12 protein-coding genes are annotated in these 23,674 nt (G+C 41.6%); 5 read left to right on the top strand and 7 right to left on the bottom strand.

Annotation, left to right across the window (positions count from 1 at the left end):
* Positions 1–59: 59 nt before the first annotated feature.
* The 7 genes from AACX33_RS10430 to AACX33_RS10400 all read right to left on the bottom strand — a co-directional run bounded on the left by AACX33_RS10430 (position 60) and on the right by AACX33_RS10400 (position 8,138).
* Positions 60–1,322, bottom strand: coding sequence for a glycosyltransferase (locus AACX33_RS10430; RefSeq protein WP_194003308.1), 1,263 nt, complete (start codon positions 1,320–1,322; stop codon positions 60–62).
* Positions 1,323–1,512: 190 nt separating this feature from the next.
* Positions 1,513–2,772 (bottom strand): glycosyltransferase, encoded by a 1,260-nt coding sequence (locus tag AACX33_RS10425; RefSeq protein WP_194003310.1) that lies wholly within the window; start codon positions 2,770–2,772, stop codon positions 1,513–1,515.
* Positions 2,773–2,972: 200 nt separating this feature from the next.
* Positions 2,973–3,440, bottom strand: coding sequence for a DUF2141 domain-containing protein (locus tag AACX33_RS10420; RefSeq protein ID WP_194003312.1), 468 nt, complete (start codon positions 3,438–3,440; stop codon positions 2,973–2,975).
* A 57-nt stretch (positions 3,441–3,497) separates the two neighbouring features.
* The gene (locus AACX33_RS10415) at positions 3,498–4,481 is read right to left on the bottom strand and encodes a glycosyltransferase family 2 protein (protein WP_194003314.1); all 984 of its coding nucleotides are present in this window, start codon (positions 4,479–4,481) and stop codon (positions 3,498–3,500) included.
* 44 nt (positions 4,482–4,525) lie between these two features.
* Positions 4,526–5,515 carry an NAD-dependent epimerase/dehydratase family protein gene (locus tag AACX33_RS10410; RefSeq protein ID WP_194003316.1) on the bottom strand — a complete coding sequence of 330 codons (990 nt, stop codon included), beginning with the start codon at positions 5,513–5,515 and terminating at the stop codon, positions 4,526–4,528.
* 86 nt (positions 5,516–5,601) lie between these two features.
* Complete coding sequence (gene devC / locus AACX33_RS10405; RefSeq protein ID WP_194003318.1) at positions 5,602–6,780, bottom strand: ABC transporter permease DevC; 1,179 nt, start codon at positions 6,778–6,780, stop codon at positions 5,602–5,604.
* A gap of 143 nt (positions 6,781–6,923) precedes the next feature.
* Positions 6,924–8,138: an efflux RND transporter periplasmic adaptor subunit gene (locus tag AACX33_RS10400; RefSeq protein WP_194003320.1), complete on the bottom strand. Its 1,215-nt coding sequence runs from the start codon at positions 8,136–8,138 to the stop codon at positions 6,924–6,926.
* A gap of 549 nt (positions 8,139–8,687) precedes the next feature.
* Here AACX33_RS10400 and AACX33_RS10395 point away from each other — a divergent pair.
* The 5 genes from AACX33_RS10395 (at position 8,688) to AACX33_RS10375 (ending at position 23,612) form a co-directional block, all read left to right on the top strand.
* Positions 8,688–10,016, top strand: coding sequence for a ParB N-terminal domain-containing protein (locus AACX33_RS10395; protein ID WP_194003322.1), 1,329 nt, complete (start codon positions 8,688–8,690; stop codon positions 10,014–10,016).
* Between the two features lie 868 nt (positions 10,017–10,884).
* Positions 10,885–11,163 carry a hypothetical protein gene (locus AACX33_RS10390; protein WP_089092126.1) on the top strand — a complete coding sequence of 93 codons (279 nt, stop codon included), beginning with the start codon at positions 10,885–10,887 and terminating at the stop codon, positions 11,161–11,163.
* A 330-nt stretch (positions 11,164–11,493) separates the two neighbouring features.
* Complete coding sequence (locus tag AACX33_RS10385) at positions 11,494–16,800, top strand: type I polyketide synthase (protein ID WP_194003324.1); 5,307 nt, start codon at positions 11,494–11,496, stop codon at positions 16,798–16,800.
* 215 nt (positions 16,801–17,015) lie between these two features.
* Positions 17,016–18,734 carry an SDR family NAD(P)-dependent oxidoreductase gene (locus tag AACX33_RS10380; protein WP_194003326.1) on the top strand — a complete coding sequence of 573 codons (1,719 nt, stop codon included), beginning with the start codon at positions 17,016–17,018 and terminating at the stop codon, positions 18,732–18,734.
* A 207-nt stretch (positions 18,735–18,941) separates the two neighbouring features.
* Positions 18,942–23,612 (top strand): PfaB family protein, encoded by a 4,671-nt coding sequence (locus AACX33_RS10375; RefSeq protein ID WP_194003328.1) that lies wholly within the window; start codon positions 18,942–18,944, stop codon positions 23,610–23,612.
* Positions 23,613–23,674: the final 62 nt, after the last annotated feature.

Raw genomic sequence — 23,674 nt, 5'->3', positions numbered from 1 at the left:
TTTGTGTATTTTAGGACAGAAAAAATGGTGTCTTTATGCTTTTGAAGCGCATTGCATGATCAATTCAAAGAAATATTTGGCGCAGCAGGTTGATCTAAAGACTGATAAGGACGATATTCAACTAACCGAATCTTCCAGGGGCTTTTGAATTTATAGGTGATCCCGCGCCACTTAACTTTTGATATCCAGAGGGAAGAGAGGAAGACGAACCCATAAACCCATTGTGTTAAGGGAATTCCCATTAACATCTGGCAAATTATAGCAACAGATAATTGTGGAGTGGGTTGATGATCAGAGCGCATAACTAGCTGTACTCTTTGCTCTAAAAAAAGTACAATCAATAGTAATGCCACCACATAGCTGCTATAGTAACTAAGAGATATAGCCGCAGCGTACCATTGTCCAGTTAGCAAAGCTGCCACAAACAATACACTCAAAAAAGTAGGACAGAGGATTGTGAAAATGGCGTTTCCCACTAGAGTTAACCAGTGGGGGTGATAAAGTCGGGAAAAGATTAATTGACGCTGCATCCAGGATTTTAAACCGGATAAATTGCACTCTTCCTGATTCAGCATGATCAAAGAAGGGACAAATTTAATCTGCATTTTATGTTTACCCAAGATCCGCCGCATCATGGTATCTTCACAAAAAGCTTGTCCCCACTTATCCAGCAATCTTGTTTGATGCAGAACTTCTGTTTTTACTGCCAAAGTCCCACCCCAAGGAATGCCATATAAGTACATCTGCACCACCGCAGAGACATTCCACAGATACCGGACGATAGAACCCCAATGGCTACCTGTAGGTACAAACCAACGGTTCCCTGTGGTCGCGCCGACATTGGGGTCAGCTAAAGGAGTGACTAATTCACGCAGCCAATTAGCATGAACAATTGTATCAGCATCTACGAATGCGATCGCCTGATAGGAATCGTCCAACTGTGTCACAGCTTGAATCAGAGAACTACATTTGAGACTGCAACTTTTGCGGATAAATCTCAAAGGACTGATTTGCACATTAGTCGCGCCATGCTGCTGGACAGTATCAGTCGCAATTGTCCATGCTGGATCTTCCATACGATCAACGACTAATTTTAAATCATACTCTGGATAATTCTGATGCAAAAGTGCCTGCAAACAATCACTCAAAAACGGATCAGCACCACGTAGGCAAAGAATCACTGCCGTTTTGGGTAACTCTTCATCTGCTAAAAGATTTATTTTGTCTGAGCAGAGATGCCATAAAAAGACCAGCATCAAACATACTTGAATAACCAGGCTAATAGTTAAACATCTACATAGGAATATTACCAAGTCATTCATCTTTAATTCTTGCTGTGTGATTGACCTTGAGAGATGAACTAGAACAAGTCGCGTGGTGGTCTTTTCACTCAGTCATTCAGCACTTTTAATTTATAGCAACCGCCAAGGAGATTAAGACATAAACGGATAATCAAACTTAGACACTTCTGGGTTTTAACCCACTCCCCGTTCCCTACTCCCCAGATATAACTCAAAGAGAAATTTTGCTATCGATAGGTTGATCCAACAAATCATAAGGATGGTATTCAACTAATCGGACATTCCAGGCATTCTGCACACGATAAACAATACCGCGCCATTTCACAGTTGACATCCACAGAGAAGATAGCAAAGCTAACCCATATACCCACTGTGTTAAGGGAATAGCAATTAATATTTTGCCGATTGTTTCCACTGATAATTTTGTACTTGGGTGACCATGAGAGCGAATAATTTGGCTTACCCCTAACTCTAAAATCAGCGTTACCAAGAGTAATCCCACAGTATAGATGCAATAAGTGGAAAACAATAAAGCTGCTAAATCCCATTGTGTATCTAACAACGATAACAGAAACAGAAGTATTGCCAGACAAGGAAAGAAAATGCTAGAAACCGCATCACCAACTATAGCTAACCAACTGGGATGGTAAAGTCGAGAATAGAATATGAGCCGCTTCAGAGATTCTATTAAGCCCAGCATTTCGCACTCTTCCCGATTCAGCATAATCAGAGAAGGGACAAGCTTCACCCGCATTCCATGTTCTTTAAGAATCTTGTGGATCATAAAATCTTCGCCCAGAGCCTGTCCCCACTTATCTAGCAGCCCTGTTTGGCGTAGCACGTCTGTTTTGATTGCCAAACTCCCACCCCAAGGAACTCGGAAAAGGTACATTTGCACAACAGTAGAGACATTACCGATGTACCGCACCAAAGAACCCCAATAGTGATCTGTGGGTACAAACCAACGGTTACCTGTCGTCGCCCCCACTGTCGGGTCAACCAGAGGACTAACTAATTCACGTAGCCAATTAGCATGAACAATTGTATCAGCATCAACTAATGCGATCGCCTTGTAGGACTCATCTAAATCGGACACAGCTTGCAACAGCGAACTACATTTGAGACTACAGTTGTGTCGTATCGTTCTCAGAGGGCTGACTTGGACATTGCTGGCTCCTTGTTCGTTGATAGTATCACTGACAACTTGCCAAGCTGGATCTTCCTGACTATCAACAATCAGCTTTAAATCGTACTCTGGATAATTCTGATTTAACAGCGCCTCCAAGCAGTTAGGCAAATAGGGATCGGCTCCGCGTAGACAAAGAATCACCGCCGTTTTAGGTAACTGCTCATCGGCTAATAAATTTTGGGGGCGCGATCGCACGTAGAACAGAAAAACCAGCGCTAAACACATTTGAATAGCCAGCCAACTCAGCAGAGACTGAGTAATGAATATCGTCAACTCTTTCATATGTATTCTTTGGCAAATTTTGCCTTGTGTAATGGCGAGTCGCGATTAATCCCCAATCCCTAGAAGAAGCAGGGGAGCAGGGAGCGGGGGGGAATTTGAAACTATTTTGCATTTATTCACTCTGCTTAACTTCATTTCCTCTTCTCCTCTGCCCCCTTTCCTCTTCTCCTCTGCCTCTTCCAAGTCCCTAATCCCTACGTTTATGAATCGAGGGAGTATTTCATCAAAATGTTGATTTTGCTACTTTTCTGCAATAAAATACTGGCATCATGAAACTTTGGTGTCCCAGTTACGATGGAGACAGTGGGATTTCGAGAAATGCCGAAACCTTCTTTGGGTATGCCGAAAAAGTCTTTATTCAATTGGCGATCGCCATTTTGATCATCGACAATCGCCACTGCATAATTTCCCGGCTTCAAGCCAGAGAATTCATGAGTTAAAGTACTTCCTTTAGGCTGCACACAAGCGCTTTTTATGACATCATCAGTACTCATAGGAAACCCCTGAGAACTGGAGTAAATGCCCATGCAAATTTCCCCGTTTTGGTTGTTAATACCATTGACTACAACTGTAAGTTTTACAGTAGGCTCGGCGTTCACTGTTCCGGCAAAGCCAATGCTCAATAAAGTAGCTATTAGTACAGGACTAAAATGATTCATTTTCCACATCTTTTGGTAATTTCCACAAATGATTTTACTGGGAAATAAACTGTCAAAGCAATTCCTTTAAGGGATGATATGCTCTTTCTTTCTGACATAAGATTGCCAAGGTTGACAAATAATTTGAGCCGCCTTAAATAAATCTTGAAGCAACAGATATTCTGTACCGTGCAACTGCTGATAAATACTGATATGGCAACGTAGACGCTGCTGCAAAGTCAGGGGAAACAGCCATACAGAAAGCATATATTCCCAAAGAATTCTCCAATGTGGAAATAATATTTTTCCTTTTTTAGCTGAATCAAACCAAACCGTATAGGCATAAAAATCCGGCAAAATGCTCTGACTATGTTCAGTTTTATCCTTCGTCAATAAATGATGATTGGGAAAAAACATACTCAATGATTGTTGCGAATGGGTTCTAGCAAAGAACAGGTATTCAGGAATTTCATAAAACTGCCCCAGTAAACCAATTCTTAACAATAAAATGCCATCCGCCGTACCATAACTACCCATCGGTGGTATTTTTCTGAGAGCGCTGGCGCGAATTAGTCCATAACACTGATAGCAGAGATGCTTGGTCAGCAACTCGTGAAAACGCTTGTGAGGTTTTTGTGAATCAGTGTTGAGTTTAATATTATAGTTTTGCAGAAAATCACCATTTTCATCAATCAAAGATACATGAGAATGGCACAATACTACTGTGGGGTGATTGTCAAGTATTTCAACACATTTTATGAGAAAATCGGGAGCGTGTAAATCATCATAAGCTGCCCATTTAAAGTATTCGCCCACAGACAATTCAAACACACGATTGAAGTTACGCGAACAACCGAGATTACTATTATTGCGGTAATAACGAATACGTTCGTCTTGAGCCGCATAAGCTCGACAAATTTCTTCAGTATTATCTGTTGAGGCATTATCTGAAATGATTAACTCGAAATCTGTAAAAGTTTGAGCTAACAGTGAATCGAGGGCGGCTTTGATAAATTTTTCGCCATTGTATACAGGTAATCCAATGCTAACTTTCGGCGGATTTTTGCTCATATAAAACAATGCTCAGTAAAATCTTCAGACTACTTAACTACCGTTTATATCTCAGTACTTTTGAGCCATTCTTGTGTTAGGCGTAAACCATCTTCTAAGTCAATTTTTGGTTTATAATCTAACAAATTTTGTGCCTTAGCAATGGAATAGGCATAAGGACGACTCATAAAATCGACAGACTCTGGCAAAATATCAGCTTTTTTGCGAAAAAGCTTTTGTCCTTGGGCGCGCAGCTTGAGAAATAACTTCATTTCATCTTTGGGTAAAGACATGGGCGCAGCTAAACCTTCCATTGCTGCTAAACGTAGAAAATACTCTTTCCAGGAAGTTTCTTGACCATCGGTGATGTTAAAAATTTCCCCATAGATTTCTTTTTCTATGGCTAGGAAAACCGCATCAATCAAGTTATCTACATAGACATGATTCATCACGCCTTTACCATCATTAGCATAAGCAAATAATTTTTGGCGCATCATCGAAATTGGTCGAACTACCCAAGAAGTACTTCCTGGCCCATAAACATCTCCAGCCCGAATAATAATCACACCAAAATCTGGGGGAGCATTTAGGGGTAAAAGTTCAGTTTCAGCTTCTATTTTTGTTTGACAGTAGGGATTATTGTCACCGGAAAGAGTCCCAGATTCGGTAACGCCATCTGCATAATTAAAGCCGTAGACCATCACACTAGAAAGATGGACAAAAGTTTTGACACCAGCATTCTTAGCAGCTTTAGCCATATTGACAGTACCGCCAACATTTACCGCCCGAAATTCTTTAATTGCGCCAGCTTCTTGAGCCATTTGAGCAGTATGTAAAACAATATCTACACCCTGACAAGCTTTTTGGGCAATAGTAGCATCAGTAATGCTACCAACCATGATCTCAATACCCAAATTTTGCGCTGTTTTATTTACATCAGCAGAACTTTGTAGTCCCCGAACTTTCATTCCTTGCGCTATGGCTAATTCGGCTGCACGTAAACCGACAAATTCCTCAATGTCAGTAATCAAGAGAGTTTTGTTTTGGAGATTCATAGAGATTTGGTGATGGGTAAATTAGGTGATTTGAGTGGAATAAGAAGTATTAGCTGTTCATGCTTGTTGACAACTAAATTGGATAACTAGAAAATATCAGCCGGGTCTGCGGAGCGGAGTTTATTGATAGCCAGTGACCCGGAAGTTATACACATCAAAACTGCTGAGACTAAAACAATGATGGCATTATTAGCAGTCATCATGATTGGTAATTTGGTCACATCCATAGCAAAACTATATAAGCCTATGGAACAGATGAACCCTGGTATATAACCTAATAAAGCCAGGATTAAAGCTTGTTGAAAAATTACATTTAATAGATATCCATTGGCATATCCAATAGCTTTTAAGGTTGCATAGGCAATCAATTGATTAGCAATATTGCTGTAAAGGATTTGATAAACTATGACGACACCAACCACAGAAGCCATAGTCAGCATGAGGTTAAGGATAAACCCGATGGGTGTTCTCACAGACCAATACTCTTTCTCAAAATCAATAAAGCCTTGACGACTAAAAATTTGGATATCATTCGGTAAACTTGCTTTTAAGTTTTGCAAAACTGTCTCTGGATTTGCGCCAGCATTCAAGGTGATGACACCGATATCAATCATTTCGGCTGGACGAGTATTCGGATTTATTCGTAGAAAGGTGGAATCACTGACAATTAAATTTCCATCTACACCAAAGGAAGGACCTAAGCTGAATAAGCCACCGACTCTAACTCTGTAACCAATGGGAGCATCAAAGGGAAATATTTCAATTGTCTGTTCTGTATTTCCGGTATCAAAATTGTTAGCGATAGGACCAAATTCTGGTCGCGAAATTCGATCAAAAAGAACAATATCAGGAATTTTGAGTTTGTCTAAATTTTGAGAAACTTCGGGTATATTGAATACAGATTTTCCGGGGTCAAAGCCAATCACATATATGGAATATTTTTCTCCGGTGGCTGGGTTTTTTAATTTTGCAAATTGCAAATATATGGGGCTAACTGACTCTACACCATCAAAACCCAAGGTTTGGTATAAACGACTCCGGGAAAAACTTTGAGTTGCGGTCAAAGATTTATATTGTGAACTAACTAAAAATAAATCGCCTCGGAGATTTTGATGCAGTGCAGTAGCACTAGAATAAAGTGCATCTTGAAAGCCTAGTTGGATAAATGTCAGCAGCACAATGAAAGCAATCCCAGCTACAGCTACCACAAATCGAACTTTTTGCTGGGCTAGCTGTAGCCATGCTAAAGGAATTTTAAAATTCATGGTTTAATACCATTTGGGATTTTGTTTTGTAGAGACGCGATTAATCGCGTCTTATATGAGGAACGAACCACAAAGGACGCAAAGTACACAAAGAAAAGAAAAGAAGGAAAGAAAATTTAGCGCAACTTTACAAGCAAATGGTTTTAGAGTTGAATGGCGACATCTACTTGTAAGTTTGTTAAACGAGCTACACGTTGAATATCTGCGGGATCATTGATGCTGATTTTTACTTCCACTATTCTGCGGTCTGTATCTGCTGCGGGATTAAGACTGAAGATGCTTTGTCTGTCAACTTGCCAACCAATTTCGCTGACAGTTCCCTGTATGCTTCCGGGAAAGGCATTACTATTAATGGTGGCTTTTTGACCTAATTTGACTTTTTGAATATCAGTTTGATAAACTTCCGCAATGACATACATTTGAGAAATTTTACCTATTTCCGCAAATCCATTGCTACTAATTACTTCTCCTGTTTTGGCGTGAAGTTTTAAAATTTGACCATCTATGGGAGATTTGAGGTAGGTTAATTCTTGGTCTGCTTTTGCTTGTTTGATGGCTGTTACAGCACTCTTAACTTCAGTTTGTGCCAATTCCACGTCAACGGTACGTACTTCGCTAATACTGTTAAGTCTGGCTTTGGCTTCTTTGAGTTGGTCTTGAAGGGTGTTTTGAGTGCGGTTGAGGTTGGCTTTGGCTTCTATGAGCTGCTGTTGTACAGTTTTGAGTTGTAAAGCTTTACTATCTGCTACGGAGGCGGCAACTGCACCGTCTTTGTATAACTGCTGATATCGATTGTTTTCGCTGTCGGCGTTATCTACTTCCGCCTGGATACGGTTGATTGTGGCTTGTTGAGCCGCAACGTCTCCTTTTAATTGTGACTCTAAACGGGCGATCGCAGCTTTTTGGGCGGCAATATCTCCGGGTTTCGCTCCAGACTGGACTTGTGCTAGTTTAGCTTTAGCAATTTCCAGTTGATCTAAAGCCTGTTGCAGGGCGGCTGTGGAGCGAGCATAATTTTCTAAATATGCCAATACTTGCCCAGCTTTAACTTCTTCTCCTTCCTTCACCAAGGTTTTTTCTACCCGCACACCGTTGACTGAATTGGGAGCAGATAAGTTAGTAACTTCACCGTCTGGTTGCAAACGTCCTAAAGCTGTCACCGCAAGTTTTACTGGGGTAGCGGTTTCGGTGGCTTTGGGCAAATTCTCTGTGGAAGTTTGAACTTGAGAACTCGATCGATTTTGTGAAAAGCTGTAAAAAAATCCTAATCCAGTCGCTAAAACGATAGAAGCTGCTAAAATTACCCGCCACCGACCGAGGGGTTTTGTGAGTAACTGGCGTTCTTTGTTTGCTGCCATATTTTTATTCCAATTGTGCTATGCCAGGGGACAGCCTAAATGGCTCTATCATTTGAATGCAATAGACTCATCTGCAAATTAACCAAAAGAAGTTTTTCTCTCTGGTTTAACTTTTAGTAAATTGAGAGGTCTAAATTAGTTCTATATAAATCGTTGTACGCCTGTACAGCCGTCTTGAATTACTAGATTAACCGCAAACTTAATGGTGGTGTCACTTCCAATCTTCCTTAGTTGTATCCTAATTTAACACCGCATCAAGTAGCGTAAAATACAATATGGATAGGATAAAAGGCTAGATTTTAAGATGTTCGCAGCGCTAAGAAAATAAACTGGGAAAACTTGGTTTAGCTCCTGCTTCAGAATTGCAAATATTGCTAGTCTTGTCAATAGGGGTTGCTAGGTGTAAATATGAATTTACCAAGCTCGCCCCTTTCTTCTTCTCCCCTGCACCCTGCATCCTGCCCCCCTGCCTCATTGATTCGCCATTGAGTATACTGATGCAATATATTGAGATATACCTTTGACTCACTGCACTCAAGTTTAGTAATTATGCCTATAGTGTCCATAGATCAAATTCGGATTGGTCTGAATCGCCGTCCAGTCAAGGGGGAAAAGGTTAATGAGTTGAAGGAGTCGATTCGGGCTAATGGTTTATTAAACCCGATTACGGTGGATCAAAAGCTGAATTTGATTGCGGGGCTACATCGTTTGACGGCTTGCAAACTTTTGGGGCTAGAGGCTGTTGAGTGTCATATTGTTAACTATGAAAATTCTGATCAATCCCGGTTGGCGGAAATTGATGAAAATTTGATTCGCAATGAGTTGGAACCACTGGAGCGTTCGGAATTGTGGTTTGAGCGAGATGAAATTTTAGCGCGGATGGGATTGAGGGCAAAGGTTGGCGATAATCAATATACAGCCAAAGGTGGTGAAATGGTTGCACCACCGTTAAAGCGGACTGTGGAGTTAGCTAGAGAAGTTGGTTACTCTGAACGCACCTTTCAGCACGGTAAGCAGATTGCTAAAAGTATTCACTCTGAGGTGAAACAGATTATTAAGGGTTCGCCTATTGCTGATAGTCCGACTGCATTACTCAAGGTGGCTAGGGCTGGGAGTAAAGAGCGTATTTTGGCGGAAGAGTCTCAAAAGGCTTGGGAGTTAGCCGAGGCGAGGGGAGATGCAGCAGAATCGGCAAAGCAAGCCCAATTGATGCTGGAAGCTAGGGCGAAGCAGAAAGATTTACAGATTTTGGCATACAAAAGTGCTATGGCGCAACGGGAAGCTAAGTTAGCGCTTAAGAAAAATCAACGCCAGCCGGAAGTAGCTTCTAGTCATGAACCTAGTGTTAAAGTTGGTGAAGAATGGATGCTGGGACGGCATCTAGTGTATTGTGATCGTACTGCTAGTTCAGAGTTTAGAAACCTGTTACCATCAGATGCTGCTTTAGCGATCGCCACCCTTTCTCAGACTTGGGAGCATAATTACTTAGTGGATGAAGCGCGGGTGGTGGCGGTGCTGCGTTCTGAGGGTCATATTTATGATTTTTATCGCCATAGCCAAATGCCTTTTCAATATGAATTAGTTCTAGGTAATCTTTATGTGGGCATTTTTTCTCATCAATCAATATCTCAGCCACAGACACCAATTAATATTGACGGAGTAGAAGGTATTGTCAACTACTTAATTAATTTGTATACCAATCAGAATAACTTTGTAATTGCTCCATTTATGGGAAACGGCGAAATTCTCATTGCTTGTGAAAGAATGGGGCGGATTTGTTTTGTTGGCGATGAAAATCCCCAATTGGTGAATCGGGGGATCATGCGGTGGCAGAAATGGACTGGTAAACTACCGCAGAAAATTGACTTGGTGTCTTAGTATTTATGGCAATCGCCACGCCAGCTATCAGATTTTTTACCACAGAGACATTCAGGCACAGTTGAGCAATAGTTCCTTAAGGATACAAACCCCCTGATTTATCTATGGAGTCAATCCAAAAGACGCTCGCGGACTCGCTAACGCTGCGCTATCTAAAATCCAAAATCTAAAATTGTTTGACTCACAAAGCTATTTCTAAATCTGTAACTGCTTTGTCAGATATTACTAGATGCTGTCACAGTTTAGGCGATTCATCACAAACGAGTTTTGTTTATTATGCACTATCTTCTAAATTAATGTTTGCTTTATAAATTACTATTGCTTTCTATAGGTACTTTTATCTTTAAACATTATCGAATTATTCCCTTTAATTATGATGTTCTGCTGAAAATTAAATATAGATATTTTTGTACTTTGTTGATGTATTGTTTGAATTTTAGATTGATTAGAAATATATACGCACTGAGATAAAAACCTATACTAGCAAAGCAATTAACCCAAATTATTAGCATTGTATTTCAGTCTTTAACTATACTTGTGTGCCGGGCTATTTTCAAAATTGATACCAGCAAGAATCTAGTTTTATTATAAAATTACTTTAAACAAATGATTTAGTTTCTGTGAATCATGCTATTGTTTTTATTAATTCAAACGTTTCAAAGCGGCAAGAAAAATTAGTCATTTTGTGGAAATTTAAACCAGCAAAACTAAACCTAACCGCATTGGCATCACCCTATAAGTGTGTGAGTATTTCTTCAGAAAAGTGCATGAATTCAGAATTTAGGGTAATGTTTGTTCTGTAACGAAGTTGTCAACTTTTCTGGGTCAAATTGCTTAAAATAAATTATCCTGGACGCTGAAACTGGCTATGGCATTTATCAAGATACAGAACGTTGTCATTAACACCAGCTACGTGGCTGCGGTTAGGCTAGATACTCAAACTAGTTTGGGAGAAAAAAGCGTTTCTGTCCTCGTAGCTACTCCTCAGTTTCCCTTAATCCAGTGGGATACAATTGCTGAACATCTCTACCATTACGAATGGATGGAATTCACTGGTCAAGCAGCTAACGTCCTCCAAGACTATTTTTCTAGCTTCAACAACGTTATTGACCTATTGCCTCAATATCAAGAATCGAGTGTTGTATAACATGATTGCACGAATGCTGTATTCCGAAATTGCCTGAAAATGCTCAAAGCATTCATTTATTAAGGCGGAAAGGCAGTATATATCGTGTGGTGTTGGTTTAGAAACAAACAGTTAACTTCGCCCCCTCAAGGTAGATAGATAATAACCAATTCTCCCAAATCAGACAAATCCTTAATTACGAATTACGAATTAAGAATTACGAATTGGTATTAGCTAGCTGTTTGTCAGAAAAAATAGCTCATTGTCAGTGGAAAAGAAAAATTACTGTCGCTATGGCTATCGCCACGCAAGCTATCGCAATCCACAGAACTTAAGAACAGTATATGCCCTATGTCTGCTTATTCAATTGATACGGCTTTGGCAGAGTTAGACAGCCTTATCAAAAGTGTTGAAAAAACTTTGATTAGGTCAATAGAGGAAAGAAAATTGCACAAGGAACAACCAATGTCAGTTAACAAAATTAATAGAAAATTAGAACAAAATCCTATAGCCATTGTGGGTATGGCTTCTCTATTACCTCAAGCGAGAAATTTACGGGAATACTGGCAAAATATCGTTAACAAAATTGATTGTATCACTGATATTCCTGCCACACATTGGAGCGTCGAAGATTATTACGACCCCAACCCCAGAACCCCGGAAGACAAAACCTACTGTAAAAGAGGTGGGTTTATCCCAGAGATTGATTTTAACCCGATGGAATTTGGGATTCCTCCCAGCATCTTGGAAGTTACAGATATTTCCCAGCTATTAAGTTTGGTGATTGCGAAAGAAGCAATGGAAGATGCTGGTTATGGTGAGTCGCGTGAATTTAGCCGCGAAAAGATTGGGGTAATTTTAGGGGTGGCGATGGCCAAGCAATTGGGAATGCCACTTTCGGCTCGGTTAGAGTATCCTGTTTGGGAAAAGGCACTCAAAAGTAGTGGTATTTCTGATGAAGATACTCAAAAAATTATCGAAAAAATTAAAAGCGCCTATATCAAATGGGATGAAAATGCTTTCCCTGGAATGTTGGCGAATGTGGTTGCGGGAAGAATTGCCAACCGCTTGAATTTTGGTGGGACAAATTGTGTCGTGGATGCGGCTTGCGCTAGTTCCTTTGGTGCTTTGAAAATGGCCATTAGCGAACTGGTGGAACATCGGGCTGATATGATGCTGACTGGTGGTGTTGATACCGACAACACAATCATGGCTTATATCTCCTTCAGCAAAACCCCGGCCGTTTCTCCCAGTGAAAACGCCAAACCCTTTGATGCTAAATCTGATGGGATGTTGCTGGGTGAAGGTGTTTGTATGTATGTCCTCAAACGCCTGGAAGATGCGGAACGGGACAATGATAAAATTTATGCGGTGATTAAAGGAATTGGGACTTCTAGCGATGGTCGCTACAAGAGTATTTATGCTCCCCGCAAGGAAGGCCAAGTCAAAGCTTTGGAACGTGCTTATGATGATGCTGGCTTTTCTCCTGCAACTGTGGGGTTAATGGAAGCCCACGGGACTGGGACAATGGCTGGTGACCCCATTGAGTTCGGTTCTTTAAAAGATTACTTTGGCAAACATGATGTACAAAGACAGCATATCGCTTTGGGGAGTGTGAAGTCTCAAATTGGACATACCAAAGCTGCGGCTGGGGCTGCAAGTTTGATTAAAACTGCTTTGGCTTTGCATCACAAAGTTTTACCCGCGACAATCAATATTACTGAACCAAATCCTAAACTGGATATCAAAAATTCATCATTTTATTTGAATACCCAAACCAGACCTTGGATTCGGGCGGAAGGAGAAGCGCCAAGACGGGCTGGGGTGAGTTCTTTCGGTTTTGGCGGCACAAATTATCACGTTGTTTTGGAAGAATACGAAACTGAAGAAAATCTTCCTTACCGTTTACACAGTACCGCCCGTGAGGTGTTGCTGTTTGCTAACAATCCGGCAGAACTTTTGAGTAAATGTGCAGAAACTCTCAATCAGTTGCAGTCAGATGGTGGTGAAAGACATTTTGCCGCATTAGTTAAAGAATGCCAATCAGTAGAAATTCCCCAGGTTGCAGCTAGAGTGGGATTTGTGGCTGAGAATCTGCAAGAAGCTTGTAAGTTTATGCAAGTAAGTATTGACTGGTTGAAAAACAAGGCTTCTGCAACGTCTTGGGAACATCCCCAGGGTATTTATTACCGTTCCTCTGGGATGGCTTTGGGCGGAAAGGTTGTTTCTCTATTCTCTGGACAAGGTTCGCAATACCTGGAAATGGGGCGGGAATTGGTAATGAACTTTCCGACTATGCGCCGTTTACATGGCTGTATGGATAGTTTGTTACTCAAGGATAATTTGCAACCAGTTTCGGAAATTGTCTTTCCGCATCCGGTGTTTAATGAGGCAGAAAAAAATGCCCAAATTGCCGCACTACAACGCACAGAATACGCTCAACCTGCTATTGGGGTATTTAGCGCTGGTCTGTATTCGATATTGCAACAAGCTGGATTTAAATCCGATTTTGTGGCGGGACACAGCTTTGGAGAATTGACAGCTTTATGGGCTGCGGGTGTTTTGAGTGAAGCAGATTACTTGTTTCTCGTGAAGTCTAGAGGTCAAGCTATGGCTGCGCCAGAAGACCCAGACCACGATGCTGGAAGTATGTTGGCGGTGAAGGAAGAAATCAGCAAAGTTGCGCTGGTGCTGCGGAATTATCCCCAGGTTACCATTGCTAATTTTAATTCTCCCACACAAATTGTCTTGGCAGGACCGACGGCAGAAGTCGCTAAGGTGAGACAAGCTTTACAGGAACAAGGTTGTACGGCTGTGGTGTTACCTGTGTCCGCAGCTTTCCACACGCCGCTGATTGCTTTTGCTCAAAAATCTTTTGCGATCGCGACCAAATCTGTTAAATTCAATCAGCCTCAAATTCCTGTCTTCACTAATGTTACAGGGAAACCCTATCCCCAAGAATCTCAGGGTATTCAAAAAATTCTGGAAACTCACCTTTCTACTTCGGTGATGTTTAAACAGGAAATCGAAAATATCTATGCTGCGGGTGGCTATTGCTTTGTGGAGTTTGGTCCCCGGCGGATTTTGACCAACTTGGTTAAAGATATTTTAGGCGATCGCCCACATCTTACCATCTCTTTGAACCCCAGCACTCAAAAGAACAGCGATCGCTCTCTGAGAGAAGCGGCTGTACAGTTGCGTGTCGTGGGCTTATCTTTGAAAAACCTCGATCCTTATCAAGTTGAACCTGTACTACCTCCAGCAGAGAAGAAGAAGGCGTTAAATGTGCGTTTAAACGGCATTAACTATGTCTCCGAAAAAACCAAGAACGCTTTTACTGAAGCTTTGCAGAACGGACATCAAGTTAGTTTACCTGTCACTACCGCACCTGAATTTTCCGAAGTAGTAGCAACTCCACCAGTGAAAGAACATAGCACTAATGGACGTGTTGCCCATCCTACAGATAGTCTGCCCGAATTTTCACATAAATCTACTAATTCTGCACCCCAGGCTCAAATGAATCCTGTGATTCTTCCTACAGCAATAGCCCAGGAGACAAAAATGCAACCAACACCAGAAAAACCTGTAAATTATCAACGGGCGTTAGAAAGTTTAGAATATCTGCTAACACAGTTCCAGCAAAATCAAACTGAAAATCTGCAAGTCCACGGGACTTATCTGCAACATCAGATGGAATATACCAAAGCGTTTTTCCAATTGATGCAGCAACAAAACGCTGTGTTTGCTAACAGCAAGTCTAACGATGAAGCAGCACAAATCCAGCTAGTTGTCAAGGAAAGTGTGGAACGGGGAATGATGCAGTTTCACAGCCAACAAGGTGAAACCCTACGCATCCATGAGCAATATCTTCTGGAACAGTTAGAATACGCCAAGAACTTTTTCCAACTCATTCAACAAGAATATTCTCAAATTATCTCCACTCAGGTAGCTACTCAGCCCACAGAGACAGTTGTTAGCAAAACTGCACCCGCGCCTGTAGCTTTGACACCAGCACCCGCGCCAATAGTAGAAATTCCACCAGCACCTGTAGCTGTGACACCAGCACCAGTAGTCGAAACTGTACCTGAACCTGTAGCAGCAATACCAGCACCCGCGCTAATAGTAGAAATTCCGCCCGCACCTGTCGCAGCAATACCAGCACCCGCGCCTGTAGTAGAAATTCCACCAGCACCCGCCCCTGTAGCTGCTTCTACTATCGACTTAGCCGAATTAGGTAACAACTTGTTAGCCATCACCAGCGATAAAACTGGCTACCCAGTAGAGATGCTGGAAATGGATATGGACATGGAGGCTGACTTAGGTATTGACTCCATCAAACGAGTTGAAATCTTGGGCGCGTTACAGGATATGTACCCTGACCTACCCAAGCCCAATTTAGAAGAATTATCAGAAAAACGCACCATCGGTGAAGTTGTAGAATACCTGCAATCCCAAGTCTCTGGCAGTGCTGCTATGACTACTCAAGAAGTCGTGCTAGAATCTACTCAATCCCCCTTGTCCCTTATCCCCATAGGGGACAACGAAATCCCCAGTCCCGTAGAGACGACCAGCCCGGTTGTCTCTACCCCTATCCCCACAGAACTAGAACCAGAACCAGAAATAGCAGCTACTGATGATTACGCAGACTTGGGTGAAACCTTGTTAAGCATTACCAGTGATAAGACTGGCTACCCAGTAGAGATGCTAGAGATGGATATGGATATGGAGGCTGATTTAGGAATTGACTCCATTAAACGGGTAGAAATATTGGGAGCGATGCAAGATAAGTACCCAAATTTACCCCAGCCCAATATAGAAGAATTGGGAGACCTCCGCACCATTGGTCAAATAGTTGATTATCTCCAGAAGCTAGCTGCTGGGGGTGAAAAAAAAAAGTCTCAACCGGACTTTAGTTACCAGCCAGTCCAGGTAATAGACGGTGTGACACGGCGACCAGCTAAACTGCAATTTCTCCCACCACCGGATAGTTTAGACTTTGCTTTACCAGAGGGACACGTTAGTGTAATTACTGATGATGGTTCCCTCACCACCTCAAAATTAGCTCAAACTTTAAGCGAACGGGGTGGGAAAGTAGTAGTTTTAAGTTTCCCCCCATCTATCGTTCCCCAACAATCGCTTTTACCAGCCGGAGTGAATCGCGTAGTCCTCGCAGATATGACCGAAGAATTACTCCAACATAAATTATCTGCGATCGCGACTCACTTCGGCACCATTGGCGCTTTCATCCATATTCATCCAGTATTTCCCGGAAATCAGACCCCAGCTTACATAGAACAAGAAAAAGCCATTGTCAAGCACGTCTTCTTCATAGCCAAACATCTCAAGCAAACCCTCAACGAAGTAGCGCGTTACGAACGCAGTTGTTTCTTAACTGTAAATCGTTTAGATGGTGCTTTTGGGTTAGAACATAACGTCAACTTCGGAGCCATTGGAGCCGGATTATTTGGACTAACCAAGACTCTGAAATGGGAATGGCCAAAAGTATTTACTCGCGCCATTGACTTAAGTCCAGCTATAAATCCTCACCAGTCAGCAGAATATATTATCGCTGAAATGCACGACCCAAATAATTATATCAGTGAAGTCGCTTACGGTTCCCAAGGACGCGTAACCTTAGTTGCTTCAGTCGAAAAGTAAGGGAATGAGGGAGATATAGTAGTCCTAAATCATTCCTTGGCGCTCTTGGCGACTTGGCGGTTCGATAAATAGGACTCTATATTTCCCTCTTCATTACAGAAATATTTTTTGTTTCACGCAAAGGCGCAAAGGCGCAAAGAAGAAAGAACACTAAGTCTAATCTCTCTGTGTACTCTGCGTCTCTGTGGTTCGTTCCTCTTTAATCATAAAAAAATATGACTACACAAACACAGATTCGCCCTTCATCAGTTTTTGTTGTAAGTGGTGGTGCAAAAGGGATTACAGCCCAATGTGCGATTAAAATGGCGCAGCACCAGCCTTGTAAATTTATTCTCCTTGGTCGTTCCGAGCTTTTAGAAATTGAACCAGAATTTGCTCAAGATTGTATCGAAGAACCCGCCTTAAAGAAACGCATCATGGAGAATCTTCTGTCTCAAGGAGAAAAACCAACTCCTATGAGTGTACTGAAGATATATAACAAAATCGTTTCCAGTCGCGAAATTAAGAAAACCTTAGCAAGCATCCAAGAAACAGGCGCTCAAGCCGAATATATTAGTGTAGATGTCACCAATGTTGCAGATTTACAGCAAAAATTAGCGGCTGTAGGCGCAATCACTGGGATTATCCACGGGGCGGGAAATTTAGCTGATAAGCTAATTGAAAAGAAAACAGAACAGGATTTTGAGAAGGTTTACACTGCTAAAGTGCAAGGATTAGAAAATCTCCTGACTTGCGTGAACCTTGAGCAACTCCAGCATTTAGTATTGTTCTCCTCCGTAACTGGATTTTACGGCAATATTGGACAATCTGATTATGCGATCGCTAACGAAATTCTCAACAAATCAGCCCATTTAATCAAGCAAAATTATCCTCAGTGTCATGTCGTCGCCATTAACTGGGGCGCTTGGGATAGTGGGATGGTGTCCCCAGAACTAAAAAAAGCCTTTGCAGAAAGAGGAATTGAGATTATTCCTGTGGATGTGGGTACACAAATGTTAGTTAACGAACTGCACCCAGCCCATAATGATACTGCACAAGTTGTCATTGGTAGTCCCCTGGTTCTCCCAAGTATAGAATTAGACTCCCAACTGCGGACTCATCGCATCCGTCGCCAGATGAAACTGGAAGCCAATCCCTTTTTATACGATCATGCGATCGCAGGTTCTCCAGTATTACCTGCTACCTGTGCCATGTCTTGGATCATTAACTCCTGTGAGGAAATGTATCCCGGTTATCGATTATTCAATTACACAGATTTCAAAGTTTTGAAGGGAATCACCTTCAATCATAACTTAGCCAAAGAACACATTCTAGACATAGAAGAAATTGAGAAAATCAACGCCGAAAAAATTGTAGTTAAAGCTAAAATCTGGAGTAAAAACCCAGCCGGAAAAACCCATTATCATTTTAGCGCTCAACTCAACCTGCATAGGATAATTCCTCCTGTTCCTACTTATGAAGCTATCAATCTAAATCCAGATAACATCATTACCGCCACAGGTAAAGACTTCTATCAAAATGGCGGAGCCACCTTATTTCATGGACCTTCATTTCAAGAAGTCCAAAGAGTTTTAAATATTACACCTGAAAAAATCACCACAGAATGTTTGTGGACAGAACTCAGCCCTCAAAAACAAGGACAATTCCCCGTTAAATGGGTGAATCCTTATACAACAGACTTGAGTATGCACGCCTTATGGATTTGGACACAGCACTTTCATCAAGAAGGTTGCTTACCCGGAAAAGTAGAGAAATTTGAACAATTTGCTCCTACTCCACATAATGAACCATTTTACGTTTCTTGTGAAATAAAAGCTAAGACTGGTAGTAGTGCGATCGCAGATTTTATTATACACGATAATCAGGGAAAAGTATACTCCAAAATGCTAGGCGCTCATGCCATTATTTGGTCAATGAAACAACTTAGAAGTTAATTATTTGGCTTGGATTATCACCCACCAGACGCAGAGGCGCAGAGAAATTCAGAAATAGAGATAACTTCTTCTTCCTTCTTGCCTCTTCCTTTGTGTACTTTGCGTCCTTTGTGGTTCGTATATTGCATTTAATTCACATTCTCAAATTTGGGGAACAGCGTAAATCCTGCCTTCTTTTAATACCCCAAAACTGTCGAGGATATAACAATGCAAAAAATAGCCATCATCGGATTATCCAGCCTATTTCCCGATGCTAAAAACCCTGACGAATTTTGGCAGAATCTTGTTTCCCAAAAAGATGCCACATCATCAGCAACCATCGCCGAAATTGGCGTAGATCCCACTATTTTTTACAACCCACTTAAAGGCACAGCAGATAAAACCTATTCCCTCAAAGGTGGCTACATTCGGGACTTTGAATTTGATGCTTCTGAATATAACCTCCCCTCAGAATTAATAGCAGGTTTAGACGATACCTTCAAATGGTCATTATATGCAGCCAAACAAGCCATTAAGAATAGTGGCTACTGGGGTAAGCAAAACCTCCTCGCTAAATGTGGCGTAATTCTAGGTAATCTGTCATTCCCAACCAAACTTTCCCATCAATTATTCTCCCCTATTTATCAGCAAGCGATCGCACCTGCTGTTAAAGAACTTTTGCAGCATGAAAACTTTGATTTAGCGACCTTACCCACAGCAACCAAAGCATCACTTTACAATGCGATGATTTCCGGCTTACCAGCATCAATAGTTGCTCAAGCCTTATCACTATCTAGAATTAACTTATGTCTAGATGCGGCTTGTTCATCCTCATTTTATGCGATCAAATTAGCCTCTCATTACCTATCATCCCATAAAGCTGACATGATGTTAGCCGGAGCCATCAGTTGTGCAGACTCGTTATTTGTGCGAATGCTCTTTTCTGGTGTCCAAGGTTTTGCAGAAGACGGTACAAGTCGCCCTCTAGATAAGACATCCAGAGGACTAATTCCCAGTGACGGTGTAGGAATGGTAGTTCTAAAAAGATACACCGATGCTGTCAGAGATAATGACAATATTCTCGCCACAATTTGCGGTAATGGACTCTCCAACGATGGTAAAGGTAAGCACTTACTCAGCCCCAATACCAAAGGACAAGTCCTCGCCTTTGAACGAGCCTATAAAGAAGCTCAAATTAGTCCCCAAAGCATTGATTATCTAGAATGTCATGCTACCGGGACATTATTAGGCGATACAACAGAACTCAACTCCATAGCTACCTTTTTCGGACAACATCAAGCCTCACCATTAGTAGGTTCTGCTAAAGCCAACGTCGGGCATTTATTAACGGCTGCTGGGATGGTAGGCTTAACAAAAGTAATTCTGAGTATGTCTCAGGGAGTAATTCCACCTACTATTAATGTTGATGTCCCCTTAGCCTCAGACAATAATGTTATTTCCAGCGATAATATTGTCAGAAAAGCCACAGCCTGGCCTCACAACAACACACCCATTAAACGAGCAGCTATCAGCGCTTTTGGTTTTGGGGGTACTAATTCCCATTTAATTATTGAACAAGGAAACACAGCCCCAGATATTAGTGCAAATGCACCTGTAGAACAGGCTAAAGTCGCTATTGTCGGTATGGATGCTTTTTTCGGTGGCTGTAACGGATTAGATGCCTTTGAGCGCAGTATTTACGAAGGAAAACAGCATTTTATTCCTCTACCCCCTTCCAGATGGCAAGGTATAGACGAGCAAACAGACTTACTACAAGAGTATGGTTTAGAGGATGGTAAACCACCAATTGGGGCATATATCCAAGACTTTGACATTGATACTTTAGCTTGTAAGGTTCCTCCCAACGAAGTTGAAAAACTCAATCCCCAACAACTATTACTGTTAAAAGTTGCTAACCGTGCTGTTGAAGATGCAGGACTCAAAGAAGGTGAAAATGTCGCCGTAATTGTAGCAGCGGAAACCGAGCTTTCTGTGCATCAATTACAACAAAGATGGGATTTATCTTGGCAGGTGAAAGAAGGCTTACTAGCAGATAATATTGCTTTACCAGATGCAGACCTTGCCCAGTTAGAAAGCGTAGTTAAAGATAGCATTCATCATACCGTCGAAACTGGCGAGTATGTGAGTCACATCGCTAATATTATGGCAGGTCGAATTTCCGCTTTATGGAACTTCACAGGCCCCGCTTTCACAATGACGGCTGGTGAAAACTCTGCTCTTAAAGCCTTAGAAGTCGCGCAAATGCTACTTGCTTCTGGAGAAGTTGAGGCTGTAGTTTTAGGTGCGATAGATTTAGCTGGAGGTGTAGAAAATGTCTTGTTGCGGAGTCAATTAGCCAAAATCAATCAAGGCATCAACACCTTAAGTTTTGACGAAAACGCCGATGGTTGGATGATCGGAGAAGGTGCTGGTGCAGTTGTCCTCAAGCGTCATGACACGGCTCAACAAGACAACCACAAAATATATGCTGTACTTGATGCCATCAGTTTTGCAGAAGCCACAAATGATGCTTGTCAACAAGCTTTTGACATCGCCAAAATTCAACCTCAAGAAATTAACTATGTAGAAGTCTTTGGGAGTGGTATTCCGCAACAAGACGAAGCCGAAATTACAGGGTTATTACAGGCTTATCCTCCAACTGGAAACGGTTTGCAATGTGCCATTGGTAGCGTCAAGGCTAATATCGGTCATACATACACAGCATCGGGAATTGCTAGTTTAATCAAAACCGCCCTCTGTCTGTATTACAGATACATTCCTGCTACTCCTCAATGGTCTGGTGCGAAGACTCCAGAAAAATGGTCAGGTAGCCCCTTCTATGTAGCTACAGAGTCTAGACCTTGGTTTGTCGATAAAGGTGGTACGCGTCGTATAGCTGCTATCAATGGTATTGGTATAGACGAGACTTATGCTCACGTCATCTTATCAGAAGACCCAGACCAAGAAGAACGTGACACTAGGTATTTACAGCAAATGCCTTTTCATCTGTTCCCCGTAGCAGCTGAAAGTCAAAACAACTTACAAGAGGTTTTAAATAGTCTCGAAAAAAGTATTGCAGACAGTTCTTGTTTATCAACTACAGCCAGTCAAACCTTCACCACTTTTAAAGAGCATTCTGAAAGTAAATATGCTCTAACAATTACTGGACGTAACAAAAAAGAAATCCTCAAACAAATTGATGCTGCACGTAAAGGCGTAAATACTGCCTTTGAAAAAGGTACAGACTGGTTAACACCATTAGGTAGTTACTTTACAGCCAAACCGTTAGGTAAAACTGCCAGTGTCGCTTATGTTTATCCAGCCGCCGTTAATTCCTACATTGGTATTGGTCGGACAGTGTTCCGTTTATTCCCCAAAGTCTTCGAGGACTTAAAGAGTAATAACCTCTATAACCGTGCTGCTGATGTAGAGAAATTGGTTTATCCTCGCAGTTTCCCCAAACTCGCCACCAGACAACTAGAAACCCTCGAAAAAGAACTGTTAGATGATTCCCTGGGGATGTTTGAAAGTGAAATCGCCTTCGCTAGATATATGACAGCAATTTTCCGAGACGACTTTCAAGTGAAACCAAAATGTGTCTTTGGCTATAGCTTGGGTGAAACCAGCATGATGGTAGCCCAAGGAGTTTGGAGTGATTTTGAAGGCGGTAGTAATATCTTAAATTCATCACCATTATTTGGGGATAAATTATCAGGTGCTAAAAATGCTGTACGTCAGTATTGGGGCTTAACAAATAGCACCGAATTACAAGATGATAACTTCTGGGCGACTTATGTCCTCATGGCGACACCTTCCCAGGTAGAAGAATGTTTAAAACATGAGCCACGAGTTTATTTAACTCAAATCAACACACCAGAAGAAGTCTTAATTGCTGGAGAAAAAACAGCCTGTCAGAGAGTAATTAAAACTTTAGGTTGTAACTCCTTCCCCGCACCCTTCGACCATGTAATTCATTGCGAAGCTATGCGGTCAGAGTACGAAGAAATCGCCAAAGTTAATAGCTTACCTACCCAAAACCTACCAGACACAACATTTTACTCAGCCGCTGAGTACCAACCCATCAAACTTGATAGAGATGTCATAGCTAACAGCATAGCCACCGGACTTTGCCAACAACTTGACTTTCCCCAATTAGTCAACCGTGTCTATGACGATGGCGTGAAAATATTTGTCGAAGCCGGCGCTGGTGGAGTTTGTTCTCGATGGATTAGTAAAATCCTAGAAAATAAAGAACACATCACCGTATCCCTCAATCGTAGAGGTATGGATGACCACACATCAATGGTCAAAGCCTTAGCAAAACTGGTCAGTCATCGGGTGAACTTAGATTTATCACCCCTGTACAATCTCAGTACAGCCACAACCAAACAAAACAAATTAACCATAAGAACAATCACCTTGGGTGGTAAATCAATTGCAGGTGCAATTTTAAGTGAAGAAAACCGTAAATACTTCCAAAATATCGCCAGCAACCTCAACAGTTATCGGGTAGAAAAACTGCATCAAAACATACTATTTCCTAGCGAATCAGACAACATCAATTCCCCAGCCCAGCCAGCAGAAGACTCAACAAAAAATATCATGGAACACGGTTTTGAGCCTCCAGAAGAATTACAATCTTCTGAGTCAACAGTTCTAGGACAGAAAACTCTGCAACCAATTGTGTCATCTCCAACTACAAACCATCAACTTGATAACACAATTAGAATGTCCGAATTAAACAAAACCCAGTATCAAAAACTGAGCGATAACAATTACAGAATAACTCAAAATCACACAGCCTTCCTCCAAGCCAGAAAAGATTTTAGTAAACAGATGAGCGAAATCATTCAATTACAGCTAGTTTGTGCCGAAAACTTATTGAATGAAGAGTCATAACTAAACTACGGGCATTGCTGATGATGAAATTATCTCACGCAGAGGCGCAGAGGCGCAGAGAG

The organism is Nodularia sp. LEGE 04288, from assembly GCF_963896525.1.
Classification (GTDB): domain Bacteria; phylum Cyanobacteriota; class Cyanobacteriia; order Cyanobacteriales; family Nostocaceae; genus Nodularia.
The sequence above is the reverse complement of the archived record's forward strand: the minus strand, read 5'-3'. Positions and strand labels throughout refer to the sequence as shown.

Excerpts from the sequence above, each read along its gene's own strand:
- AACX33_RS10430 (WP_194003308.1), bottom strand. The coding sequence starts at position 1,322 with ATGAATGACTTGGTAATATTCCTATGTAGATGTTTAACTATTAGCCTG.
- AACX33_RS10425 (WP_194003310.1), bottom strand. The coding sequence starts at position 2,772 with ATGAAAGAGTTGACGATATTCATTACTCAGTCTCTGCTGAGTTGGCTG.
- AACX33_RS10420 (WP_194003312.1), bottom strand. The coding sequence starts at position 3,440 with ATGTGGAAAATGAATCATTTTAGTCCTGTACTAATAGCTACTTTATTG.
- AACX33_RS10415 (WP_194003314.1), bottom strand. The coding sequence starts at position 4,481 with ATGAGCAAAAATCCGCCGAAAGTTAGCATTGGATTACCTGTATACAAT.
- AACX33_RS10410 (WP_194003316.1), bottom strand. The coding sequence starts at position 5,515 with ATGAATCTCCAAAACAAAACTCTCTTGATTACTGACATTGAGGAATTT.
- devC (WP_194003318.1), bottom strand. The coding sequence starts at position 6,780 with ATGAATTTTAAAATTCCTTTAGCATGGCTACAGCTAGCCCAGCAAAAA.
- AACX33_RS10400 (WP_194003320.1), bottom strand. The coding sequence starts at position 8,138 with ATGGCAGCAAACAAAGAACGCCAGTTACTCACAAAACCCCTCGGTCGG.
- AACX33_RS10395 (WP_194003322.1), top strand. The coding sequence starts at position 8,688 with ATGCCTATAGTGTCCATAGATCAAATTCGGATTGGTCTGAATCGCCGT.
- AACX33_RS10390 (WP_089092126.1), top strand. The coding sequence starts at position 10,885 with ATGGCATTTATCAAGATACAGAACGTTGTCATTAACACCAGCTACGTG.
- AACX33_RS10385 (WP_194003324.1), top strand. The coding sequence starts at position 11,494 with ATGTCTGCTTATTCAATTGATACGGCTTTGGCAGAGTTAGACAGCCTT.
- AACX33_RS10380 (WP_194003326.1), top strand. The coding sequence starts at position 17,016 with ATGACTACACAAACACAGATTCGCCCTTCATCAGTTTTTGTTGTAAGT.
- AACX33_RS10375 (WP_194003328.1), top strand. The coding sequence starts at position 18,942 with ATGCAAAAAATAGCCATCATCGGATTATCCAGCCTATTTCCCGATGCT.